The following is a 20,135-nucleotide window of genomic DNA, read 5'->3' as shown; positions in this document are numbered from 1 at the left end:
ATGTTGCGATGATCGCCAACGTGATCTCACTATATCCGAATCGGATTGTAGCGTAGTCTCACGAAAAGTGAATCAGTCTCGCAAATCTGAATCGTCTAAGCTATTGAAAAGGGCCGCATGTGTGCAGCACAAAAAACGGTCAACCCACAGGAAAACCCACCCAAAATCAACGAGCCACCCCACGACGATCTCCCCGACATCGTCGACCTGGTCATGGAAATGGGAGTCTTGCCCGTCGCGCCGCAGTCGCCGGCGCGCCTGGAAGCTTTGGTTGAGACCGCGACGGCCTACGCCAAGGCGGCCAGCTCCGAGAACACACGGGACGCCTACGCCAAGGACTGGCGGCATTTTTCCTCCTGGTGCCGCCGCGAAGGCTTCGACCCGTTACCGCCTTCCAGCCAGGTCATCGGCCTCTATATCGGCGCCTGCGCCGCCGGCGATCTGAAACGCGGCCTCCCCTCGCTCTCCGTGGCGACGATCGAGCGACGCCTCTCCGGTCTCTCTTGGAATTTCACCCAGCGCGGCCAGCCGATGGATCGCGCCGATCGGCATATTTCGACGGTGCTCTCCGGCATTCGTCGCAAGCACGGGAAGCCGCCGCGGCAGAAAGAAGCCGTGCTCGGCGACGACATCAAGGCGATGGTCAACACGCTTGGTCACGACCTGAGGGGCCTGCGCGACCGGGCAATCCTACTGCTCGGCTTCGCCGGCGGACTGCGGCGCTCTGAGATCGTGGGGCTCGACGTCGCCCGGGAGGAGCACAGTGACGGTGCAGGCTGGATCGAGATCTTTCCGGACAAGGGTGTGCTGGTGACCCTGCGTGGCAAAACCGGATGGCGCGAGGTCGAAGTCGGCCGCGGCGCATCTGACCACACCTGCCCCATCTTAGCGCTCGAGAGGTGGATCCGGTTTGGGCGGATCGCCAGAGGCCCCCTCTTCCGGCGCATCTTCAAGGACAACAAGACCGTCGACACGGAGCGGCTCTCCGACAAGCATGTCGCGCGCTTGGTCAAGCAGACCGCACTCGCCGCCGGCGTCCGCTCCGATCTTCCGGAGGGAGATCGTGTGCTCCTGTTCGCCGGGCACTCGCTGCGCTCAGGTCTCGCCTCGTCGGCCGAGATCGAGGAACGCTATGTCCAGAAACAGCTTGGTCATGCCTCGGCCGAGATGACCCGCAAGTACCAGCGCCGGCGCGATCGGTTCCGGACCAACCTCACCAAGGCGTCCGGGCTCTGAAAAGCCCCCCTCCCCTCCCCCGATTGCAGCCGATGTGGCTCAGTCGGGGAGTGCGGGAATTTCACCTTAGCGCTTCAATTGAAATCGGGAAGTAAAACCGACAAGCGGGCCGGCGATCTGGCTCCAAGGTAGCGGATCCGGGATCTGGTAGGCGGAGGGCAAGGTCTTGATAACCTTAACGTGAATCGGTGAAACGGAAGCTATCACGGCGTTGGCTTCCGTCATAGCGATGCCTTCTGGCGCATGCTTCTCACTATAGATAACTAACCCTTATCGATAGTGTTGGACATGGATTCGCAAATCAGCGATTCTGAGCTTCCTCAGCCCGGCAAATCACGCCCGCCGGGCCTCCGATCGACGAGAGGACGACCCGCTGGCAGCCCCCTCCCCTCCTCCGAATGCCTTTTACCGTCGCCGGCGTGCCGAGCGGTCCTTACTCGGTCCGCGGCACGCTTCGATGCGGCGCGCGGGTTGTGACCTCCCCGCGCGCGATCGCGACGAAGCGGCGCTTGACCTCGGCGAAAAGGCCCGGCGTCAGCGCGCCGTAGTAGCCGCTCTCGGTATCGATGTTGCGCAGGTCCGGCCCGGGCCAGGCGAAGCGGTTGCTCTCGGTCAGCACGATCCACGAGCGCTCGGCGTCGAGCCGCAGACGTCCCTTGACGTCGGCCGGGATCTCGATCGCGTCGGCCGGATTCACCGGCGGCGTGTGGGTGATCGGCAGCACGCGCACGATCGGCGCGCCCTCCTCCGTCGTCATGACGATCGCCAGCACCAGGCAGGGCCGGTCCTTGTCGCCCTCCTCTCGGCCCTCGCGGTGCTGCCAGTCCCACAAATAGGCGTAGCGAAAAATCCAGCCGACGCGGACCTCAGTCGGCAGCATGCTTACCGGCTGGGGCGGTGAGTTGCGCAGGGTCCGGCGTCAGTTCGGCCGTTTCGACCGCCTCGATCTCGGCGTCACTCAGATCAACCGTGCGCTGGACCCGGCGGTCGCGCTTCGACAGGCGAACGAAGTCCTCATAAGCCATCAGCACGGTGCGCGGCCGGCCATTCTTGGTGATTACCACCGGCTCGCGCACGGCGGCATCCTGGTAGGCGCCGAAATTCTTGGAGACTTCGGCGGCGGTCACGGTGGAAGCCATGATCGGTTCTCCTTTGTTCCGGAATATACGGAAATCCCGGTAATCCCGCAAGAGGCCAATCAATGACCCCTTCTCCCGTCCGCCTGCCCGATTCGGCCTCGCTGGAAGCGGTCCTGGCGGGGCTCGACCCGACCTCGGCCGACGTCGGCCTGGTGGTTGCCCTCGCCGCCGCCTTCCCGGGCTTCGATTTCAGCGTCGCCCACGTGGACGACGACTACTGGCGCGACACGCGCTCGGTCATCTGGCCGGACGGCACCCGCGTCGGCGAGCTCCGACCGTGGATGACGGCAGAACTCGCCAGGGACGGCGGCGACGTCAAGGCGACGTGGGCGCGCCTGAAAGACACCGGCCTGCAGATCACCGAGTGGCGCGGCACCAGTGCCTTCGTCTTCGCGCCGACAGGTTCCGCAGCCGCCGACTACATCCAGATCGCGCTGGGCCGCGAGATCGAGTGGCGCGCCGGTTCCATCGTCGATCCGGATTACCGGCCCTGGGGTGAGCAGGAATTGCTCGACCCGAGCTGGCCTCGCCGGGATCCCCTGCCCGACACGGACCGACTCGCTGGCCCGATCTACCGCCTTCTCGATCGCGCCGGCGGCGCGTTCATTCACATCCGCAGCTTTCTAGACCGTTGCGGCCGCGTCGAGCACGAGAAGCGCGAGGCGAAGCGGCCCGAGATGGATCGGCGGGTCATCCGCGAAACCATGCCCAACGGGACGACGCGCGAAACCCCGTTCCTTGAGCTGGTGCCGGACTATTTCGAGTTCGTGCCGCGCGAGGTGAGGTTCTTCCGGGACTGGGAGGCATCGAGTGCGGCCGGGCAGCGCGTCTTCGCGCACTGGGCGCTCGACGCTCGCGATTACACCCACAAGGGCGAGCGTGAAGTCGGCTTCATTCCTCGCCCGTTGAAGATGCCGGGCGAACGCTTGCTCATGACGCCTGAGACGACCGTCCATCAATTGATGGATCGGATTGAGGCGATCGATCGCGAGATCGCCCTGCCCTTCGGCTGGTTCTTTCTCATGATACACGGCCACTGGGTCGACGCCGATGTCGGCCTCGCGATCGCGGACGCCCTCAAGGCCCAGCGCGTGCGGCTGCCCGATCCGGACGCCGCCGTGCTGCTGCGCTGGGCCGCGCGGACCTACGGCTTCTGAGGGACGTGATGGACGATATAGTCAAAGTCCGAGCACTCGACGCCGAATCGCAGCGCGCCCTCGCGCTCGACACACTGTCGGCCATCCTGCCGATGGACCGGCGCGATCGGCTCGCGCAGCTGCTCACCGACGACGACGTCGCGACTCTCAAGCACCTCGCCAAGGAAGGCATGGGCGAGAACAGTCTTCGCGCGCTCACGTCGGATCTGGCCTACCTCGAAGCTTGGGCTCTCGCGGCCACCGGCGAGGCGCTGCCGTGGCCGGCGACGGAAGCACTCGCGCTAAAGTTCGTCGCGCATCATCTATGGGATCCCGCGCAGCGCGCGATCGACTTACGCCATGGCATGCCAGCCGACGTCGCTGGCGAGCTGCGCGCCGAGGGCCTGCTGCGCACCGAGGGACCGCACGCGCCGAATACGGTGAAGCGGCGCCTTGCAAGCTGGGGGACGCTGCATCGCTGGAAGGGGATCGAAAGTCCGCTCACCGCGCCAAGTCTTCGTTCGGCCGTGCGTCTGGCTGTCCGCGCTTCTCCGCGGCCGCGCCGCCGTAAAAGCAAGCGCGCCGTGACGCGCGACGTCCTCGACCGGCTGACGGCGACTTGCACGACGGATCGGCTGGCCGACACGCGCGACCTCGCGATCCTGCTGCTGGCGTTCGCCTCCGGCGGGCGGCGGCGCAGCGAGGTGGCGCGGCTGCGGGTCGAGCAGCTGAGCGACGAGCCCGGCGTTCTGCTTGATCCGCTTGATCCGAATTCGCCGACGCTGCCGTGCGTCTCGATCCAGCTCGGTCGCACGAAGACCGGCGACGCCGATGACGAGCGTAGGGTGTTCCTGGTCGGCCCGCCGGTCAAGGCGTTGCTGGAATGGCTCGACCGAGCTGATATCCGGAAAGGCGCGATCTTCCGCGCGATCGACCGTTGGGAGGCGCTCGAGGAGCGCGCGCTGACCCCGCAATCGATCAATTTGATCGTCAAGCGGCGTTGCACGATGGCTGAGCTCGACCCCAAAGACTTTGCTGCGCATGGATTGCGGGCGGGATATCTCACCGAGGCGGCGCGCCAGGGCATCGGCTTGCCGGAGGCGATGCAGCAGTCGCAGCATCGGTCGGTCCAGCAGGCGGCGAGCTACTACAACGGGGCGGAGCGCGCGCAGGGCAGGGCTGCCCGGCTCGGTGTGTGAGTAGCGGCTGATGAAATGAGTGGCTTAAGTTGTCCGCGTACAACTCGACGCAGGCCAACCCCCGTCAGGCTTCAGCCGCGTCTGTCTGGCGCGAATATAGCCGGGCGCGCGCGCAAACCAGCGCCGATAGTAACGAACCGAGCGGTAGCGTCGAACGCACCTCAACTCGCCCCGCCCGTGCGTTAAGTTGTCCGCGTACAACCCAGCCACATGAAGTGCGACGGTTCGCGCAAGGGCAAAATATACGCTCCGCAGCGCGCCAAACCGAATTCCGCTTTGGTGGAGATCACTCCGTTAACTTCTCATTAACCCATTAGTCCTTGCAGCAACGAAAGAATCGGGCATAACTTGGGTTCAACGCTTTTTGGGCCAACCTGCTCAAAAAACCGCAGATGCAGAGAAACCGATGCCCGCTACGCTTCTGCCGAAAGACAATGCGCCTCGCGATCTCAGGTCGTTGATCAACGCTGATGCGGCGGAGCTGTCAATGCGGCTTCGCGCGAGGCAGCTTGAGGACTTTCCCCCCGAGGCGAAAAAGACGTTGCGTCCGTTCTCTCCATCCGAGGCGGCGCGTTTCATCGGAATAGCCGACGGCTATCTCCGTCAGCTCGCCTCTGAAGGGAAGGGGCCCGATCCCCTTCCCAATGGGCGTCGAATGTATTCGCTTGAGGATGTCGAGGCGCTACGTCAATCGCTCGACGCTTCTGGCAAGGGCGGACGCCGCTACACGCCTCGCCGCAGCGAAAATGAGAAGTTGCAGGTCCTCGCGGTGATGAACTTCAAGGGGGGAAGCGGCAAGACGACGACATCGGCGCATCTGGCCGAATACCTCGCCTTTCGCGGATATCGTGTGCTGGCTATCGATCTGGATCCGCAGGCGAGCCTGACGGCACTCTTCGGATTGCAGCCCGAACTCGACGTCGCCGACAATGACACGATCTATGGCGCCATTCGGTACGACAGCGATCGCCGCGAGATGGCCGAAATTGTGCGGGCCACATACATTCCCACGCTTCATTTGATCCCCGGTCAACTCGAACTGATGGAGTTCGAGCATGAGACGCCGAAGGCGTTGATGACGCGGCAGGACGGCGGCCAGATGTTCTTCGCTCGCATCGGTGAAGCACTGGCGCAGGTGAGCGATGCCTATGACATCGTCATCATCGATTGCCCGCCGCAACTCGGGTTCCTGACCCTTTCGGCACTCTGCGCCGCGACAGCTGTACTCATCACAGTCCATCCTCAGATGCTGGACGTAATGTCGATGTCCCAGTTCCTGAACATGACAGCTGGCTTGCTCGACGTCGTCGCCAATGCAGGCGCGGCGACTGACTACGACTGGATGCGTTATCTCGTCACGCGATACGAACCGAGCGACGCGCCCCAGACCAAATTGGTGGGCTGGATGCGCTCGATCTTAGGTGAACGAGTTTTGACCCATCCGATGGTCAAGAGCACGGCCATCGCCGATGCCGGATTGACCAAGAACACACTCTACGAGGTCGATCGGAAGGGCTTCTCCCGTCCGACCTATGACCGTGCGATTGAATCTCTCGACCTCGTCAACGGTGAGATCGAGGGTTTAATCAGGCAGGTCTGGAAGAGGGTCTGAGCATGGCTCGGAAGATAAGCTTCGACCACGTGCCCAGCGAGCCACAAGCGTCGCAAGAACCTCCAGCGCGACTGTCGGCCAACCAGGTCCGGCCGCTTCTGGGCCTGGACCGGCCGCTCAAGCAACCGGGCGCGCTCGGTGCGATCTCGCAGAACCTCGGCGGCATCAAGGAGCGAGCGGATCGGGCCGACGAGTTGGAGAGACAGCTGCTCGAGGGGCAGACGATCGTCGAGCTCGATCCGGCCCTCGTCGACGATTCCTTCGTACCGGACCGCATGGAGGCGAGCGCGGCCGATGAGGCGGCGTTCCAAGAGTTGATCCGCGAGCACGGTCAAAACACGCCGATCCTCGTTCGCCCGAGCCCGGAGAATTCAAGCCGCTTTCAGGTAGCCTTCGGGCACAGGCGCCTACGCGCTGCCCGCTCGCTCGGAAGAAAGGTGCGGGCGGTGGTCCGCGCTCTGAGCGACGAAGAGCTGGTGGTCGCCCAAGGCCAGGAGAACAGTGGTCGAACCGACCTGACCTTTATCGAGCGAGCCCGCTTTGCCGCCCGACTCGAAGAGCGCAAGTTTTCGCGCGAGACAATCATGGCGGCGTTGAACGTCGACAAGGCTGCGCTATCGCGACTCATTGCGGTTGCGACCCGCGTCCCCACCGAGGTCGTCGAGGCGATCGGCGCCGCGCCTGGCTATGGCCGCGTTCGATGGCAGGAGTTGACCGATCTCCTTGATGGCGACGGCAATCGACACCGCGCCATCGCGCTTGTGAAGGAGGAAGGGTTCGCTGACCAAGACAGCGACAAGCGGTTCGAAGCACTCGTCGCAGCGTTGGGCACCAAGGCGGCGCGGGCGCGGGCGGAAAGCTGGTCGGCGGCCGACGGCACGCTCGCAGCGAAGGTTATGCGAACCGGCAAGAAGCTCAGTCTGACTTTCGACGACCGCGTAGCCCCGCAATTTGGCGAATTCGTTCGCCAGCACTTGCAAAGGCTCTACGACGAATACCGCGCCGCGTCCGGCGAGGACTGAAGGAACACCCACCCGGAATGAGCCGGCTGGGCAGGTGCAATCTGGCTCAGGAGAAACCTAGGCAAAAGAAAAAGGCCCCCGAAACGTCACCGTCCCGGAAGCCTCTGTCTTAGTTTGGCGACTGATAGAGAATCACTTCCGCGAATCGCAGTCAAGTGTCTCGTGCGAGACGGCGCCGTTTTGGCGAGCAGATTTCCTTTGCCCGAACGAGGCAAAGACATGGAACCTTATCAATCAACGACGCCCTTCGGGCGGCGATCGCTGACGCTCGCCCATGTGGCAACACAGATCGTCGCGTCATCCCGGCCGCCTGAGAAGGTCGTGCACAAGTGGAAGATTTTCCACGCCATCTGCAGGGCACGGCCGAGCCTCGGCGTGACAGAGCGAGCGCTGTCGGTCTTGAACGCGCTCCTCACCTTCCATCCCGAGACGGCGCTGACGGGCGAGGACGACCTTGTCGTTTTCCCCTCGAACCAGCTCCTGTCACTGCGCGCGCACGGCATGCCGGCGTCAACGTTGCGACGCCATCTCGCGGTCCTGGTCGACGCGGGCCTCGTCATCCGCCGCGACAGTCCCAACGGCAAGCGCTACGCGCGCAAAGGTGCGTCCGGCGAGATCGAGCTGGCGTTCGGATTCGACCTCTCGCCGCTTGTTGTCCGCTCGGAGGAATTCGAAAGCCTGGCAGCCGCCGTGGAGGCCGAAGCGCGCGCCGTTAAGCTCGCGCGGGAACGCATCACGCTGTGCCGGCGCGATATCGCCAAGATGATCGCGACCGGCATCGAGGAGGGCGTGCCGACACGCAGGGGAGGGCAGGGACCCGCGGACTGGGCGCAGATCCACGCCGGCTTCCGCTCGATCGTCGAGGGGATTCCGCGCACCGCGACGCGCGCGCAGCTGGAAGCGGCGGCCGAGGAGCTATCACAACTGGCCGACGACGTCCTCAACCTCCTGGAAAGCCACATCAAAACACACGATATGAGCGCCAATGAGTCCCGAAATGAGCGCCATATACAGAATTCAAATCCAGACCCCTTAATTGATCTTGAACCTGGCTTTCGAGGAAGCCGGGCGGCGAGGGCGGTGCCAGAACCCCAAACGCCGAGGATTGCGGAAACGGCCTATCCGCTTGGAATGGTATTAAACGCTTGCCCGGACATCTCCGACTACGCCAAAGGCGGAATTTCGAACTGGCGCGACCTGCTGGCGACCACGGCCGTTGTGCGCTCGATGCTTGGGATCAGTCCCAGCGCCTGGGAGGAGGCGCAAGCCGTCATGGGCGAAATGCAGGCCGCGGTGGTTGTCGCGTGCATCCTGCAGCGCGGCGCGGCAATCCGCTCCGCCGGCGGCTATCTGCGCGGTCTGACTGAACGGGCCAAGGTCGGTGAATTCTCGCTCGGCCCGATCCTGATGTCGCAAATCAACGCACAACTGCGCACGAAGCGAACCGCATGATGGCGCGGGCGATGTCCGAAAAGGCATGCCATCTCCGATGGTTCGATGGTTCGATGGGACGTGGGCGTCCCGCGCCGGTGAGGTCGCAGCCGCGGGGCGGAGCTCGGGTTTCGCGCACCCGGCGTTGGTGCGACGGTCCTGCCGTCGAAGCCGTCGCAGGGCGGTTCGCCGCTGCCGCTCGATCCGGCCATGGCTGATTTCCATGGTCGACCCCGATCCGTGCGGCGCTTCCTCGCTGACCCACGATCCTGGATGGGCAGGCATCGACTCGCGGTTTTCCATAACTCGAAATGGGGCCGGCGCGTGGTCCAGGTAGCACGACGACGATTGCTCCTCTCTACAGGTCGGGCGGCGCTCCCGGTTGCATGGCTGGATTCCTATGGCCGTCGCCGGCACGGCGGGCCCTACGCCCGAGAATTTTCCCCTGCCGGATCACCCCGCGAGCGGGGCCCCCAACCGGCATTCCTCGCGCACGCGCCTGCGGCGCCAAAATTCACGGCCTGACGGGACGCAGCGCTGCGCTCGCCCTTCGCCCGCGTCTCGCGGGCTTCGGCTCTGTGCCGTCTTCCCGGCCATGACGGATCGCCATCGCAACGGGGCGCCGCCCCACAAGATGGAGAGAGACTATGCGCAACATCGCCGAATTCACCCTCATCGGCCACGTCGGGACCATCAAGCAGGTCGGCAAGACAGTCCGTGTCACCGTCTGCGCCAACTATCCCTTCAAGGATAAGGGCGGCGAGTGGAACGACGACCAGCACTGGAACGAGGTCACGATCTTCACCAAGTCGATCCAGGGCTACGTGAACGAGCACGTCAGCAAGGGCGACCTCGTCCACGCGCGGGGCCGCCTGCGGCAGAACAGCTACGAGCGCGACGGCAAGCGGACCTACACCGTCGACCTGATCGCCCTGGAATTTGGCCGCCTCGCCCAGGCCGTTGAGCGCTCAGCCGCATGACCGATCCAGTGGGGAGGCGAAAGCCTCCCCACCTCTTCCATCGATCTTGAGCAGTTGGTCGCCGCATCGATCGCCGGCGCCGTCAGGAAGGAAGCTTTCGCGATCGCGTCTGACGCGCCAAGGCGCGATCGGCGCGATTTTTCTTGCTGATCGCCGACGTCAACTCGTCGTAATCGACACCGCTCTTCTTGAGCGCGCGCCGTGCGTCCGACACATCGAAGCCGAGCAACTCAAACACGCTCATGTTGAGGCTCGAAGCGATCCTTTCGATCGTACGCAAAGTTGGATTCCCGATGCCGCGGACGATCGTATAGTAGGTCCCGCGTGCCAGTCCGGTCTTCGGCAGGAATGCTTCCATGCCGCCATTTTCGATCTCGAGCTGCTGCAGACGGATGGCCAGCATCTCATTCAGCACCGAATGATCGACTGGCTGAGGCTTGCGAACAGGCGACATGGCGAAAGGGCTTTCGGACAAAACTCCGCATCCGATTCACCATACATTACGTCTGAAGTCTAGTATATTGGACGTTGTCAATCCTACCGTAAATTCTTTGAATATGCGCTTCCCTTCATCGAGCCGATTGAGTCGCCCTCGTGCCGACGGTCCGAGGTCCGCTTCCGCAACAAGGTCAGAGGGTCGACGCCCGCTCGTTCCGCGATGAGTTCAATGTAACTAAGGCTTGGATTCGCTGCTGTCGTCATCAGGTGGAAGTAGCTTGATCTCGGGATCCCTAGGCTTTTCGCGAACTCTCCACGGGTTAGCTGTGCTTCGAGACGCAGTGCTTCGAGCCCCGACTGAAACGCTCCTATGAGCAAACATCCCTTCGCTGCGTGATCTGCTTTGCGTCGGCATGACTTCTCAGCCATGAGCCTTCCCTCCGAACCATGATCCGAACGATACCCATGCGGCCGCAGCCTACATATTGGACGGCCGACTAACATTCAATATAATGTACTGATCTGATTCAACCAGGAGAAGTGCGTTCAGACAAAGAAAAACCCGGCAGAGCCGGGTCTCTCAAGAGGGTCAGCGGGCTGGCGACGGCAATCGCCAGCGAGGCCTCCAAACGCAAAGGCATCTTAGCTCGCGCGATCCGACAGTTCAAGAGACTCAGCGTTTTCACGCCACGGTCTTTGTTTGCCACGCGCTCTCGCAACGAGAGGACGCGAATGCAGATGCTTGGCTTCAATCCTATCGCCCCTTTTGGATGCGGCGCGCTGTCCCCGGCCGCGCTTCGGATTCAACGCGACGTTCGGCAGTGCCAACCCGGCAAGGCCTGCCACAAATGGAAGACGTTTCGCCACGCATGCGAAGCGAAGGCCGCCCTTGCCCTTTCCGACCGCGCGCTGACCGTCCTGAATGCGCTGCTGAGCTTCCACCCGGACACGGTGCTCACGCTCGGGTCCACTGATCTCGTCGTGTTTCCATCAAATCGCGAGCTCTCGCTACGCGCCCACGGCATCCCTGCGTCGACCTTACGTAGGCATATTGCCGCTCTTGTGAAATCGGGTCTTATCCAGCGTCGGGATAGCCCAAATGGCAAACGCTACGCTCGGCGCGCAGCAGGCGGCGACATCGAGCTGGCATTCGGGTTCGATCTCAGCCCGCTCGTGGCGGCTGTCGACGACCTTGCGGAACTCGCCGCTCGCGCTGTCGAGGAGCGACATGTTCTCGATGCGCTGCGCGAGCAGGTCACGCTCGCGCGCCGCGACATCGCAAAGATGCTCGCGCTGGGTGTCGAACGGGGCGTCGATGCCGACTGGCCAGCACTGCACCACGAATTCCTGGGGCTGATCGACGGCCGACCACGCACGCCGTGCCGCGCTGCCCTCGAGCCGCTCGCCGCGGCGCTGGTCGAGCTGTCGGGGCGGATCCTCGAAATTCTTGAGAGTCATATCGAACCCACAAGGCCAATACGCGAACCGTCCGCAAATGCGTCCATAGCAACGAACCCGACGCCGAAAGCCGGCGCCGAAAGCGCCGGCAATGCATTCCAGCCCGACATCGAGCGCGATGTCGCATCAGCAGTCCCTGTCCGGCTCGTCGCCGAGACGTGTCCTGATTTTGTGGACTACGCCCGCCACGGGCTACGAACGATACGGGACGTGGTGGACGCCGCCGTCATCGTGCGCCCGCTTCTCGGCGTCAGCCCAAGCGCGTGGGAAGAGGCCTGTGCTGCAATGGGGCAGGGGCCGGCGAGCGTCACCTTGGCGCTGATCCTCCAGCGCGGCAACGGCATCAAAAATCCCGGCGGCTACCTCAGGACGCTCGCCCGACGTGCGGCAGCCGGCCAATTCTCTATCTGGCCTATGCTGATGGCTCTCCGCGGCGCGCAACGTGGAAAGGATCCAGCAGAGATGAAGACACCTGCAGGACCTTCCTTCCCGGACGACAGCGCGTAGCAGCGATTCGTGCTTCGTGACGCCTCTTTCACAATGGCGACTACGAGTCGTCGGCGGGCGGCAATCGACCGAGCCGCTTGAAAAGATCATAGAGGGCGCGGTCGACAATGCGCAGCGGCTGCGTGCGTTGCTCGGCGGCAAGCTGGCGGAGCACCAGGTCGATTGGATCGGGAAGGCGAAGCGCGTAGGGCCGCGACGAGGCGCGTTCGCCATAAGCCTCGAACGGATTGCGCTCGCGATTTCGTGGTGGCCGCTCCCCTCGCTTGGATGAGATAGAATTGGCGGCTTGCGATGGCGATCTGCCTGGCGCCGGCGCCGGCGTAACGGGATCGTCGTAGGCAGGAGTGACGACCACGGGCTGAAGGACAGGTTTTTGAGAGGCCGGCGCGACTGCGCGCTGGGCGCGGAACGCATCGCGGGGAAGGGGAGGCCGGTCAGACTTCTCGCTGGGAGCTCCGTCGCTCATGCGACCGGCTCGCCGGTCGCCGCGCCCTGGCTCGCTGCGAGCAACTCGCGGACGACCTGATCGGCATTGTAGCGGGCCTTGCGCACCGACTCGTCCCTGTCGCTCATCTGGTAAAGTGTTCCGAAGCCGCTTGTCATCGTGCGGTAGGTCACACGCCGGTAGAGCGCCGTCGAGCAGACCGGCACGTGCTCGGAGTCGAGGTAGGCCACGACCTCGCGGAGGGGTCGCGTGTTGCGGTCGAGGCTGTCGTATTCATTGAATAGAACCCGATGCTGGCTCATCGGCAGCTGTGCCGCGGCGGCGTGCTGCTCGAGATTGCGAAGGGTCCGCACGACCTGCGACGCATCGAACGTATGTACCTTGCACGGCAACACGACGAGGTCGGCCCGGAGCGCCGACTGGATCAGTACCTCGCCGTAATAGCCGGGCGTGTCGATCACCACAACGTCGTAACCGGCCAGGCGTTCGACGGCTTGAACCAATGCGGATTCGTCGGGGGCGCGGACCAGATCGACGCCCTGCGGGCTCAACCCCCGCGCGACGGAGGAAGCATGCCACTGGTATGAAGAGCCCTGCGGATCGGCGTCGACGATCGCGGCGGAGTAGCCATGCTTCGCGAACTCACCAGCGAGAATGATCGCAACCGTGGTCTTGCCGCTCCCGCCTTTTGGGTTCGCCACTGCGAATATACTCGGCACCGTCAAGCCCTCCGTCGCTCGCTCTAACAGCAATCAACATACATTATAATATACATATGGCTGTGCTGCAATTCGTCATTCCGGAAGTACCGGAAAGCCTTGATGCGGTGTTCAGGTAATGCGTTGATACGGCATTGTCGTTCTAGCGAGTTGCCGTAGTACGTGATGTCGCCAATGCGGTGCTGGCGGGAGCGCATTCGTGCGGTAGTGCATTATTGTCGGAGCAATGCGTTGCAGTATTGCGCCGTTACGGTAATTCGTCATTGCGGTCTTAACGGGGCGCTGTGCGCCAAGCGGGCCTTCGGGTTCAAGGGACGGCTGTCCAGACGCGAGCGCTCTTCATGCGCGAAGTCTTACATACGGTTTAATAGATATTGGTTGACAAGATACCGGTTTGTGGGCCAAACCGGGGGGCGGCTGCTGGACGCAGCCGAAGGGCGCTGGCGCGCCTTCGTGGTCATCGGAGCGATGCCCACGCCTTGGCTCCGGCCTGACGGCGAGCCTCGAGACGGGAAGGGAAGGGGGAGCGCCGATGGCCCGCTCCGCGAAGACACCACGACGCAAGCCAAGGCTCCGGACCGAACTGTCGGAGCTCGATGAGCAGCGGCTCCAGGAAGCCGTCGCGCTGTTCGGATTGCCCAAGGCCGAGGTCGTGCGCCGGTTGATCCGCGCATCGGTGCAGGCGGGTCCTGCCCTGTCGGCCGAGAATACGCGCGCCGTCGTCCAGCTCGCGAGCCAGGTCCGCATGGTCGGCCGAAACCTCTCGCAGGTCCTGCGCGCCATCCACCGCGGTCAGGCGGTGCGCATCGAGGACACCGAGCCGGTCTGGCGTGGCCTGCACGAGATCGTCTCGGCGATCAACGACGAGCTCACCGAAATGACCGTCGCCTATGGGTCCAAGCTGCGGCGTGAGGTCAGGCTGACGTTGCCGGCCGAGCTCTTTGGTCAGGAGCCGCGATGAACCGGGATGCGCAGATCGCCTGGTGGGTCGAGCAGGTCGAGGCCGCGCGTCGCGCGGTCATTGATGCCGGCGAGACGCGGCGCCGGCGATCCCCCGGTCTCGATGACGAGGTGCGCGCCCGTCGCGGTCGCGTGGCGCCGCTTCCCAAGGCGCCGACCGCGCAGGAGATCATCCGCGGGACGACGATCACCGGCGGCCGGGATGAAGAGCGGACGCGGTTCCTGCCGACCGCGGCAGGCGGCGGCGGAGGAGGAGGAGGGGCGTCTGCACCGTCGGGCTCGAAACCCGATCAGGTCGCAGGAGGCGGCGGTCCTGGCGGAGGAGGCGCGCGCGCGGCGGGGCAGGGCGAGGCGGTCGGCCGGGCTCGTCAGCTGGCGGCCGGCTACCAGCCCGCTGTGATCAAGGTGGTGTCCTATGCCCGTGGCGTTGCCCGCGCGACGGCGACCGGCCAATATGTGCAGCGCGAGGATGTCGCGCTCGAAACGTATGATGGGCGGATCCTCGCCGATCGCGAAGCCGTCGCCGACGAGATCAAGGCCTGGTCGAGCAACTTCGCCAAGCGCGCCGAGAGCCACGACGTCGGCGCCGTGCGCTTGTCCCTGAACGGTGTCGCCGACACGCCCGAGGGCAGGGAAACCTACGAGAAGGCGATCGCGGCGGGATTCGAAGGCCACCGGTATGCTTATCGCCTCGACGTCGCGCAGAAGGGCGAGCTCGAAGCGCGCATCGTCACCGCAATGGCTGGAGCGGGCAAGGAGCGCTTCCGGGTTCGGGGAGAGCGCGTCGGAGAAGAGGGCAGGGGCTTCACCCAGAAGCGGCTCGATCTCGCATCCGAGGCGCGTGCAAAGGAGCGTATCGTGGCGGCTACCGGCCTGGCGCCGGACGCAATCGCCATCGCTCCGGGCGCCACGAGCCATGGCCGCGACGGCGTGACCTATCGGCTGAACAAGCTGATCGAGAAGGGGCCCGCGATCGACGATCGTGGCCGGGCGATCACCAATGTCGCCGAGACTAGGACCGCGGCGCGAGAATGGGGACCGACGCTACGCTCGCAATCCTCGCGCGATACCATGCATCTGATCGTGTCGGCGAAGGCCGGGACGGACGTTGACGCACTGAGGCGGTCTGCCCGCGCGTTCCTGCACGATCGTTTTGCCGATCACAAGTTCATGTTCGGCGTCCACACCGACAAGGAGGCCGACGGCCATGTCCACGTCCACGCCGTCGTCGCCGTCAAAAGCGAGTCCGGGCAGAAGCTGCATCCGGGTCGAGAGACCTTCAGCGAGTGGCGCCAGTTCTATGCCCAGCATGCGCAGGCGGAAGGTCTCAAGATCGTCGCGACATCCGCACGCGAGCGCGCGTCGTCGCAAAGCTACGGCCCGAAGGACAAGGCGATCGTCGAGGCGGCGGATCGTCCGCGGCCGACACGCGAGGCACGCGATCGCGCCTATGCCGCGGATCCAGCCAATCGGCGGCTCATCGACAATGCCCGGCAGCGGATCGCGGTCGCGCGGACAAATCCAATTCGCCTGCCCGTGACGGCGCAGGACCTGAAGCTCGTGAACGAGGGCGTTCAGGCCTGGCGGACGGTTGCGGCCGAGCAGCCGGCGAACCCGCAAGCAAAGGACATGCTCGAGCGCCTGCTCATGGCCCAGACGGTCGGGTCTATCGTGCAGACGATCGGGAAACGCGTGGAGCAGCTGACGAAGGAGAACTCGACCATGGCAGTGACATCGGAGCAGATGGCAAAGGATCTGCGCCTCATGAACGACGCGGTGTCGCGAACGAGCGACCTGCTGGACGGCGAGACGAAACAGCAATTTCGCGAGGCCTCATCGCGATATCTCGAGACGCTCGCAAACCGCGTCGACCTGCAGCGAGCTTCAGAACACGGCATCCAGCAGATGACGCGCGCCGAAGTCGAGGCGATCGCCGGTGCCAATGCCGACAGGCTCATCGAGCGGGCGAGCGGAATTCAGCAGCGTGAAGAGCGTGAGGCCGCTGCGGCCGCGAGATTGGCAGATCGCGCGATTGCCGCTGAGCGTCGGGAGGAAGCCACGGTCGGCATCGACCCGACGACCCAGCGCGAGCTCCGCGCCGAGCGGGCGATCGTCGCCGGCGCGCAGAAGTCAGCAGCGCAGGAGACACGGGAAGCGGCGGCGGCGCGCGAGGCAGCAGCATCGCTCGCGCAACATCCGGCCGACCGCCTGTCGCCGACGCTGCTTCAGACCGATGCGCTCGCGCAGCTGCGTGCCGAACAAGAGCAAATCATTCGTGAGATCGAAGCCAGCGAGGGGGCCCAGGCTCAGTCGACGAAACCGCAGCGGATGACGTAGTTGTCCAGAAACGTCGAACGTCACCGGGCCTATGGTGTTCTCGCGCCTGGCGCCGCGGCAAGGTCCAAAATTGGCGACGAGACCTGCGAGACGTTCAGCTCGGGCCAAAACACGGGATTGTTCGGACTGAGCCGCGAGACGATCGCAAAGATGTGCCGGTCCTCGATCCGGCTGGCTGCTCGCGCTCGAAGCCGGTCGAGAAGCCGGCTGCTGGTGGGGGTGCCGGACGAGATGAGACGGGAGACTATGGAAGCTCCGCCCCGTAGAAAGCCTCGCCCTGGATCTGCTCGCCGAGCTCGTCGAAGATCATGAGTTCGCAGGGCCGGCGACGCTGTCCGTTCAGATCGGCCTCGTAGATCACGTTGAGCTCTCGTCGGACAGGATCCCATGTCGCGCGGTCGAGTGTGAACGCAAGCGTGGTCAGCTTGTCAAGTGCCGAACGCCAATAGGCGGCGAGGGCGGTTTTCCCCTCAATGCGAGACGAGCCGACATATTTGGCTGCGACCGGACTGACGAAGACGGCATCGTCGCGGAAATGACTCAGTACCGCTTCAACGTCGCGTCCGTTCCATGCGGCGATCCAGCCCTCGGCGAAAGCCATCATGGCGGCTCGCGTCATCACCACGTGGTGCCGTATAGGCGCCACAGCTTCTGGCTCGTCTCGTTCGCTCATGCGCTACGCCTCGCGATCCAGGAGCCCCAGAACAGGCTCGAGAAGAAGAGACGCGGCTGCTCGAAGCCGGTCTCCGCGAGAAGGCTTTCGACCGCAGCATCCGACCCGGGCGGATCAGCGCCTTGCAGAATCTTGCCGCGCTTCACCTCGACCTCTTCCGGTGAAGCGCCCGCCATCCGCCACCGCTCGCCCCAGGCCTTCAGGAAGAGCAGGTTTTCGGCATAGGCGCCGCGATTGCAGGCGAGAATGAGCATACCGCCGGGGTGAAGCCGCGCCGCGACCGCGCGCAGCAGAGCAAGCTTCGCCTCGCGTCCGCGAAGATGATGGAGAACGCCGATAACGGTCACAGCATCGAAGCGGTTGTTTACCGGCAGTTCGTCGACATAGCCGGAGTGCCAGGTCGTCAGATGGCTAAGACCGGCGGCCTCGACGGATGCAATGGCCCCGGCCAGCATCGGCGGGGAGGGATCGACCGCAAGGAAGCGCCAGCTCGGCCGAAGCTTGCCGGCGACGAGGATCTCCTGCGCCGTTCCGCCCGCGCCGACGACCAGGATCCGTCGGTCCAGGCTCTCGCCGAGATCCGCCGACAGGAGACAGGCGGCAAGCTCATGGCAGGCGTCGTAGCCGGCGAGCGCGATGCGGCTCTGCTCAGCATATTCGCCGGCGCGCGTGGCGTCGAATTTGGCGGCGGATGCGGTCATGATCGTCAGGCTGCCGCGGCTTCGATCAGCGTGATGTCGAGCAGGAACGAGCCGTCCGGCTCGATCGCAAAATGCGCTCGCGTCTCGGCGGATGCCGCCGCTTGAAGCGCCCGGATTGCCTTGACGTTGTCGGCAGGTGTCCGCATCCGCGCCGTCCAGACCGGGAAGTCCATCCGCAATTGCCAGCTTCGGGACGAAGTAACGGCGAAACCGACGCGATGCAGCGCCGCCATCCATTCGCTCACGCTGTAGTCGCGCACATGCGAGGTGTCGCGCAGCAATTCGACGGCCTGCAGATGGGTATCGAAGAGCGCCGGCCCGGGCGAGCAGGCGTCGATGAAGACGCCCGGCGCGCCGGGCTTCAGCACGCGGCGAGCCTGCCGCAGGCCGCCGTCGAAATCCTGCCAGTGATGTGCCGAGTAGCGGCAGGCCAGGAAGTCGAACGTGGCATCCGGAAAGGGCAGGCGCTCAGCCGGCGCCTCGACGGTCTCGATGTTGGAAAGCCCCTTCTCGCGCGACGTGGCCGTCACGGCCGCCAGCATCTCGCCCGAGAGGTCCGCGGCGGTGACCCGCGCCGCGTGGCGCGCCATCAGATAGGAGACATGGCCGCCACCCGTGCCGAGATCGAGGGCATGGTCCGACCGACGCTTGGCCACAATGGCTTCGAGCGCCTCGAGGTCTGCGCCCTGCGCATGCACGGCGCTCTCGACATAGGCCTTAGCGCGTGGCCCGAACTGGGCCTCGACGACGCTGTCATGATGGTTTGCCATGGACGTTTCCTGCGACGATTGCCCCTCAGGATGCCAACGCTTTAAAACTGTTACAATATAGAGCTTTATCCTATTATCATTCCCGCCATGCTCGGATCCGACCAACGCCGCCTTCTCGGCGATTTCGTACGCGCCCATCGTGAGCGCGTCAGACCTGCCGTTGCGGCCGGCCGCCGCCGGACACCGGGCTTGCGGCGCGAGGAGCTTGCAGCTCTCGCAGGCATCAGCATCACTTGGTGCGCCTGGATCGAGCAGGGACGTCCGGTACAGGCCTCGCCCGAGACGCTGGGGCGGTTGGCCGAGGCCTTGTCGCTGACGCGGGCGGAGCGCGCCTATCTGTTCGAGCTCGCCGACCGGCTTGATCCCGATGATTCTGCCGGTCTCGCCGAGGCGGCGCCGGCGTCGCTGGTCGCTGCGGTCCAGACCTTCGCGCATCCGGCCTATGGTCTCGATCGCCTGTGGAACGCCTGTTGCTGGAACAAGGCCGCCGCCAGCCTGTTCTGCGGCTGGCTCGATGGTGACCATCAGCGCAACCTGCTGCGCTTCGTCTTCATTGAGGACAAAGCCCGCTCGCTGATTCCGCAATTGCAGGATCGCGCGCGCCGGCTTCTGGCGGAATTTCGCGCCGATTTTGGCCACACTTTTCGCGATCCCCGAGTCAAGCAGTTCATCGACGGGCTCAGGGAGGAGAGTCCGCTCTTTGCGCGGCTGTGGAATGATCAGGACGTTCAGCATCGGATCGGCGGCATGCGCACCTTCGATCATCCAAAGCGCGGGCGGCTCAGCTTCGATCAGCACAGCTTCAGCCCAACGGAACGTCAGGACTTCAAGCTGGTGCTGCTGGTGCCGCACGCATCGCCAAGCCGACGATCGCGATCGCTTTCGAGCCCTCGATGATCGCGGTCGGCCGGCCTCATCAGTGGCGCCGATCCGCCACCGCCTCGATCACGCGATCGCGGCGACTTCGCTCGCCGGGTAGTCGATGTATCCCTTGTTCTTGCTGCCGAGCTTGCCCATGCCTCTGGCGATTATGCGTGCGCCTTCGATCGATATGAGGCGCGGATGCGTCCCTTTGTCGATCTCAACCAGGCATTGGCTTTGCGGGACCCATGGAGACCCGCGGCGGACCATATGTTCGACTTGGCGAAGAATGCCATCGAACTTCGGCCGGATACATGATCCGCTGAGGGCTGCTGCTTGCGCGTCGCCGGCGATCGGGATGAGAGTTGCGCAGTCATGCGCGCTCAACTCCTCTTGCCATCCCAGCACTTGTGTTCGCCCAAATCTCCGGGCAGATTGAGTTCGATGGGAATGGAGTTCTCCCGAAACCGCCCGTGAGGGCTGATGACTCCTACCGCGGAAACCGCGGTAG

22 protein-coding genes and 1 riboswitch are annotated in these 20,135 nt (G+C 64.3%); of the genes, 11 read left to right on the top strand and 11 right to left on the bottom strand.

Going from position 1 to position 20,135, the window contains the following annotated elements; translation table 11 throughout:
• The first annotated feature begins 117 nt into the window (after positions 1 to 117).
• Complete coding sequence (locus AB4136_RS28635; protein ID WP_137901606.1) at positions 118 to 1,236, top strand: tyrosine-type recombinase/integrase; 1,119 nt, start codon at positions 118 to 120, stop codon at positions 1,234 to 1,236.
• 66 nt (positions 1,237 to 1,302) lie between these two features.
• Here AB4136_RS28635 and AB4136_RS28630 read toward each other — a convergent pair whose 3' ends face one another.
• From AB4136_RS28630 to AB4136_RS28620, 3 genes are all read right to left on the bottom strand, one after another.
• Complete coding sequence (locus AB4136_RS28630; protein ID WP_171021010.1) at positions 1,303 to 1,461, bottom strand: hypothetical protein; 159 nt, start codon at positions 1,459 to 1,461, stop codon at positions 1,303 to 1,305.
• Between the two features lie 208 nt (positions 1,462 to 1,669).
• Positions 1,670 to 2,116: a plasmid maintenance toxin (PemK-like) gene (locus tag AB4136_RS28625; RefSeq protein WP_137901605.1), complete on the bottom strand. Its 447-nt coding sequence runs from the start codon at positions 2,114 to 2,116 to the stop codon at positions 1,670 to 1,672.
• Positions 2,103 to 2,375, bottom strand: a complete 273-nt coding sequence (locus tag AB4136_RS28620) for a type II toxin-antitoxin system Phd/YefM family antitoxin (RefSeq protein ID WP_137901604.1) — start codon at positions 2,373 to 2,375, stop codon at positions 2,103 to 2,105. The genes AB4136_RS28625 and AB4136_RS28620 overlap by 14 nt, the downstream gene beginning before the upstream one ends.
• A 62-nt stretch (positions 2,376 to 2,437) precedes the next feature.
• Here AB4136_RS28620 and AB4136_RS28615 point away from each other — a divergent pair, with 62 nt between their 5' ends.
• The 6 genes from AB4136_RS28615 (at position 2,438) to AB4136_RS28590 (ending at position 9,755) form a co-directional block, all read left to right on the top strand.
• On the top strand, positions 2,438 to 3,532 hold the full coding sequence (locus tag AB4136_RS28615; RefSeq protein ID WP_137901603.1) for a hypothetical protein: 1,095 nt from the start codon (positions 2,438 to 2,440) through the stop codon (positions 3,530 to 3,532).
• 8 nt (positions 3,533 to 3,540) lie between these two features.
• Positions 3,541 to 4,710 carry a tyrosine-type recombinase/integrase gene (locus AB4136_RS28610; RefSeq protein ID WP_137901602.1) on the top strand — a complete coding sequence of 390 codons (1,170 nt, stop codon included), beginning with the start codon at positions 3,541 to 3,543 and terminating at the stop codon, positions 4,708 to 4,710.
• Positions 4,711 to 5,116: 406 nt separating this feature from the next.
• Positions 5,117 to 6,322 (top strand): plasmid partitioning protein RepA, encoded by a 1,206-nt coding sequence (gene repA / locus AB4136_RS28605; RefSeq protein ID WP_006023650.1) that lies wholly within the window; start codon positions 5,117 to 5,119, stop codon positions 6,320 to 6,322.
• Between the two features lie 2 nt (positions 6,323 to 6,324).
• Complete coding sequence (gene repB, locus AB4136_RS28600; RefSeq protein WP_137901601.1) at positions 6,325 to 7,344, top strand: plasmid partitioning protein RepB; 1,020 nt, start codon at positions 6,325 to 6,327, stop codon at positions 7,342 to 7,344.
• Positions 7,345 to 7,563: 219 nt separating this feature from the next.
• Positions 7,564 to 8,796, top strand: coding sequence for a plasmid replication protein RepC (gene repC / locus AB4136_RS28595; protein ID WP_137901600.1), 1,233 nt, complete (start codon positions 7,564 to 7,566; stop codon positions 8,794 to 8,796).
• 626 nt (positions 8,797 to 9,422) lie between these two features.
• Positions 9,423 to 9,755, top strand: coding sequence for a single-stranded DNA-binding protein (locus AB4136_RS28590; protein ID WP_137901599.1), 333 nt, complete (start codon positions 9,423 to 9,425; stop codon positions 9,753 to 9,755).
• An 82-nt stretch (positions 9,756 to 9,837) separates the two neighbouring features.
• Here AB4136_RS28590 and AB4136_RS28585 read toward each other — a convergent pair whose 3' ends face one another.
• A complete protein-coding gene (locus tag AB4136_RS28585; protein ID WP_024921879.1) occupies positions 9,838 to 10,209 on the bottom strand; it encodes a transcriptional regulator in 372 nt (123 codons plus the stop codon).
• Positions 10,210 to 10,292: 83 nt separating this feature from the next.
• Complete coding sequence (locus tag AB4136_RS28580; protein WP_137901598.1) at positions 10,293 to 10,622, bottom strand: helix-turn-helix domain-containing protein; 330 nt, start codon at positions 10,620 to 10,622, stop codon at positions 10,293 to 10,295.
• Positions 10,623 to 10,925: 303 nt separating this feature from the next.
• Between AB4136_RS28580 and repC (AB4136_RS28575) the strand changes: the two genes are divergently transcribed.
• Complete coding sequence (gene repC, locus AB4136_RS28575) at positions 10,926 to 12,158, top strand: plasmid replication protein RepC (protein WP_281807003.1); 1,233 nt, start codon at positions 10,926 to 10,928, stop codon at positions 12,156 to 12,158.
• A 40-nt stretch (positions 12,159 to 12,198) separates the two neighbouring features.
• On the opposite strand, the gene AB4136_RS28570 is transcribed toward repC (AB4136_RS28575), so the two are convergent.
• Together AB4136_RS28570 and AB4136_RS28565 are read right to left on the bottom strand one after the other, a co-directional pair.
• A complete protein-coding gene (locus AB4136_RS28570; RefSeq protein WP_137901597.1) occupies positions 12,199 to 12,624 on the bottom strand; it encodes a hypothetical protein in 426 nt (141 codons plus the stop codon).
• Positions 12,621 to 13,322, bottom strand: coding sequence for a ParA family protein (locus AB4136_RS28565; protein WP_006023640.1), 702 nt, complete (start codon positions 13,320 to 13,322; stop codon positions 12,621 to 12,623). The genes AB4136_RS28570 and AB4136_RS28565 overlap by 4 nt, the downstream gene beginning before the upstream one ends.
• A 532-nt stretch (positions 13,323 to 13,854) precedes the next feature.
• On the opposite strand from AB4136_RS28565, the gene AB4136_RS28560 reads away from it, so the two are divergent.
• Positions 13,855 to 14,283: a hypothetical protein gene (locus AB4136_RS28560; protein ID WP_137901596.1), complete on the top strand. Its 429-nt coding sequence runs from the start codon at positions 13,855 to 13,857 to the stop codon at positions 14,281 to 14,283.
• Entirely contained in the window at positions 14,280 to 16,619 is a 2,340-nt protein-coding gene (locus tag AB4136_RS28555) for a relaxase/mobilization nuclease domain-containing protein (RefSeq protein WP_137901595.1), read from the top strand. Before AB4136_RS28560 ends, AB4136_RS28555 begins: the two co-directional genes overlap by 4 nt.
• A gap of 244 nt (positions 16,620 to 16,863) precedes the next feature.
• Here AB4136_RS28555 and AB4136_RS28550 read toward each other — a convergent pair whose 3' ends face one another.
• From AB4136_RS28550 to AB4136_RS28540, 3 genes are read right to left on the bottom strand one after another with little or no spacing between them, the layout of a single operon-like run.
• Positions 16,864 to 17,292: a YybH family protein gene (locus tag AB4136_RS28550; RefSeq protein ID WP_441931930.1), complete on the bottom strand. Its 429-nt coding sequence runs from the start codon at positions 17,290 to 17,292 to the stop codon at positions 16,864 to 16,866.
• On the bottom strand, positions 17,289 to 17,993 hold the full coding sequence (locus AB4136_RS28545) for a class I SAM-dependent methyltransferase (protein WP_137901594.1): 705 nt from the start codon (positions 17,991 to 17,993) through the stop codon (positions 17,289 to 17,291). The genes AB4136_RS28550 and AB4136_RS28545 overlap by 4 nt, the downstream gene beginning before the upstream one ends.
• A 5-nt stretch (positions 17,994 to 17,998) precedes the next feature.
• Positions 17,999 to 18,763, bottom strand: a complete 765-nt coding sequence (locus tag AB4136_RS28540; RefSeq protein ID WP_137901593.1) for a class I SAM-dependent methyltransferase — start codon at positions 18,761 to 18,763, stop codon at positions 17,999 to 18,001.
• Between the two features lie 87 nt (positions 18,764 to 18,850).
• Between AB4136_RS28540 and AB4136_RS28535 the strand changes: the two genes are divergently transcribed.
• Complete coding sequence (locus AB4136_RS28535; RefSeq protein WP_137901592.1) at positions 18,851 to 19,660, top strand: helix-turn-helix transcriptional regulator; 810 nt, start codon at positions 18,851 to 18,853, stop codon at positions 19,658 to 19,660.
• 48 nt (positions 19,661 to 19,708) lie between these two features.
• Here AB4136_RS28535 and AB4136_RS28530 read toward each other — a convergent pair whose 3' ends face one another.
• Entirely contained in the window at positions 19,709 to 20,011 is a 303-nt protein-coding gene (locus AB4136_RS28530; protein ID WP_137901591.1) for a hypothetical protein, read from the bottom strand.
• Positions 20,012 to 20,061: 50 nt separating this feature from the next.
• Positions 20,062 to 20,124: riboswitch (Fluoride riboswitch) on the top strand.
• Positions 20,125 to 20,135 lie beyond the last annotated feature (11 nt).

It is taken from the genome of Mesorhizobium sp. 2RAF21 (assembly GCF_052115345.1).
Lineage (GTDB): Bacteria > Pseudomonadota > Alphaproteobacteria > Rhizobiales > Rhizobiaceae > Mesorhizobium > Mesorhizobium terrae.
The sequence above is the reverse complement of the archived record's forward strand: the minus strand, read 5'-3'. Positions and strand labels throughout refer to the sequence as shown.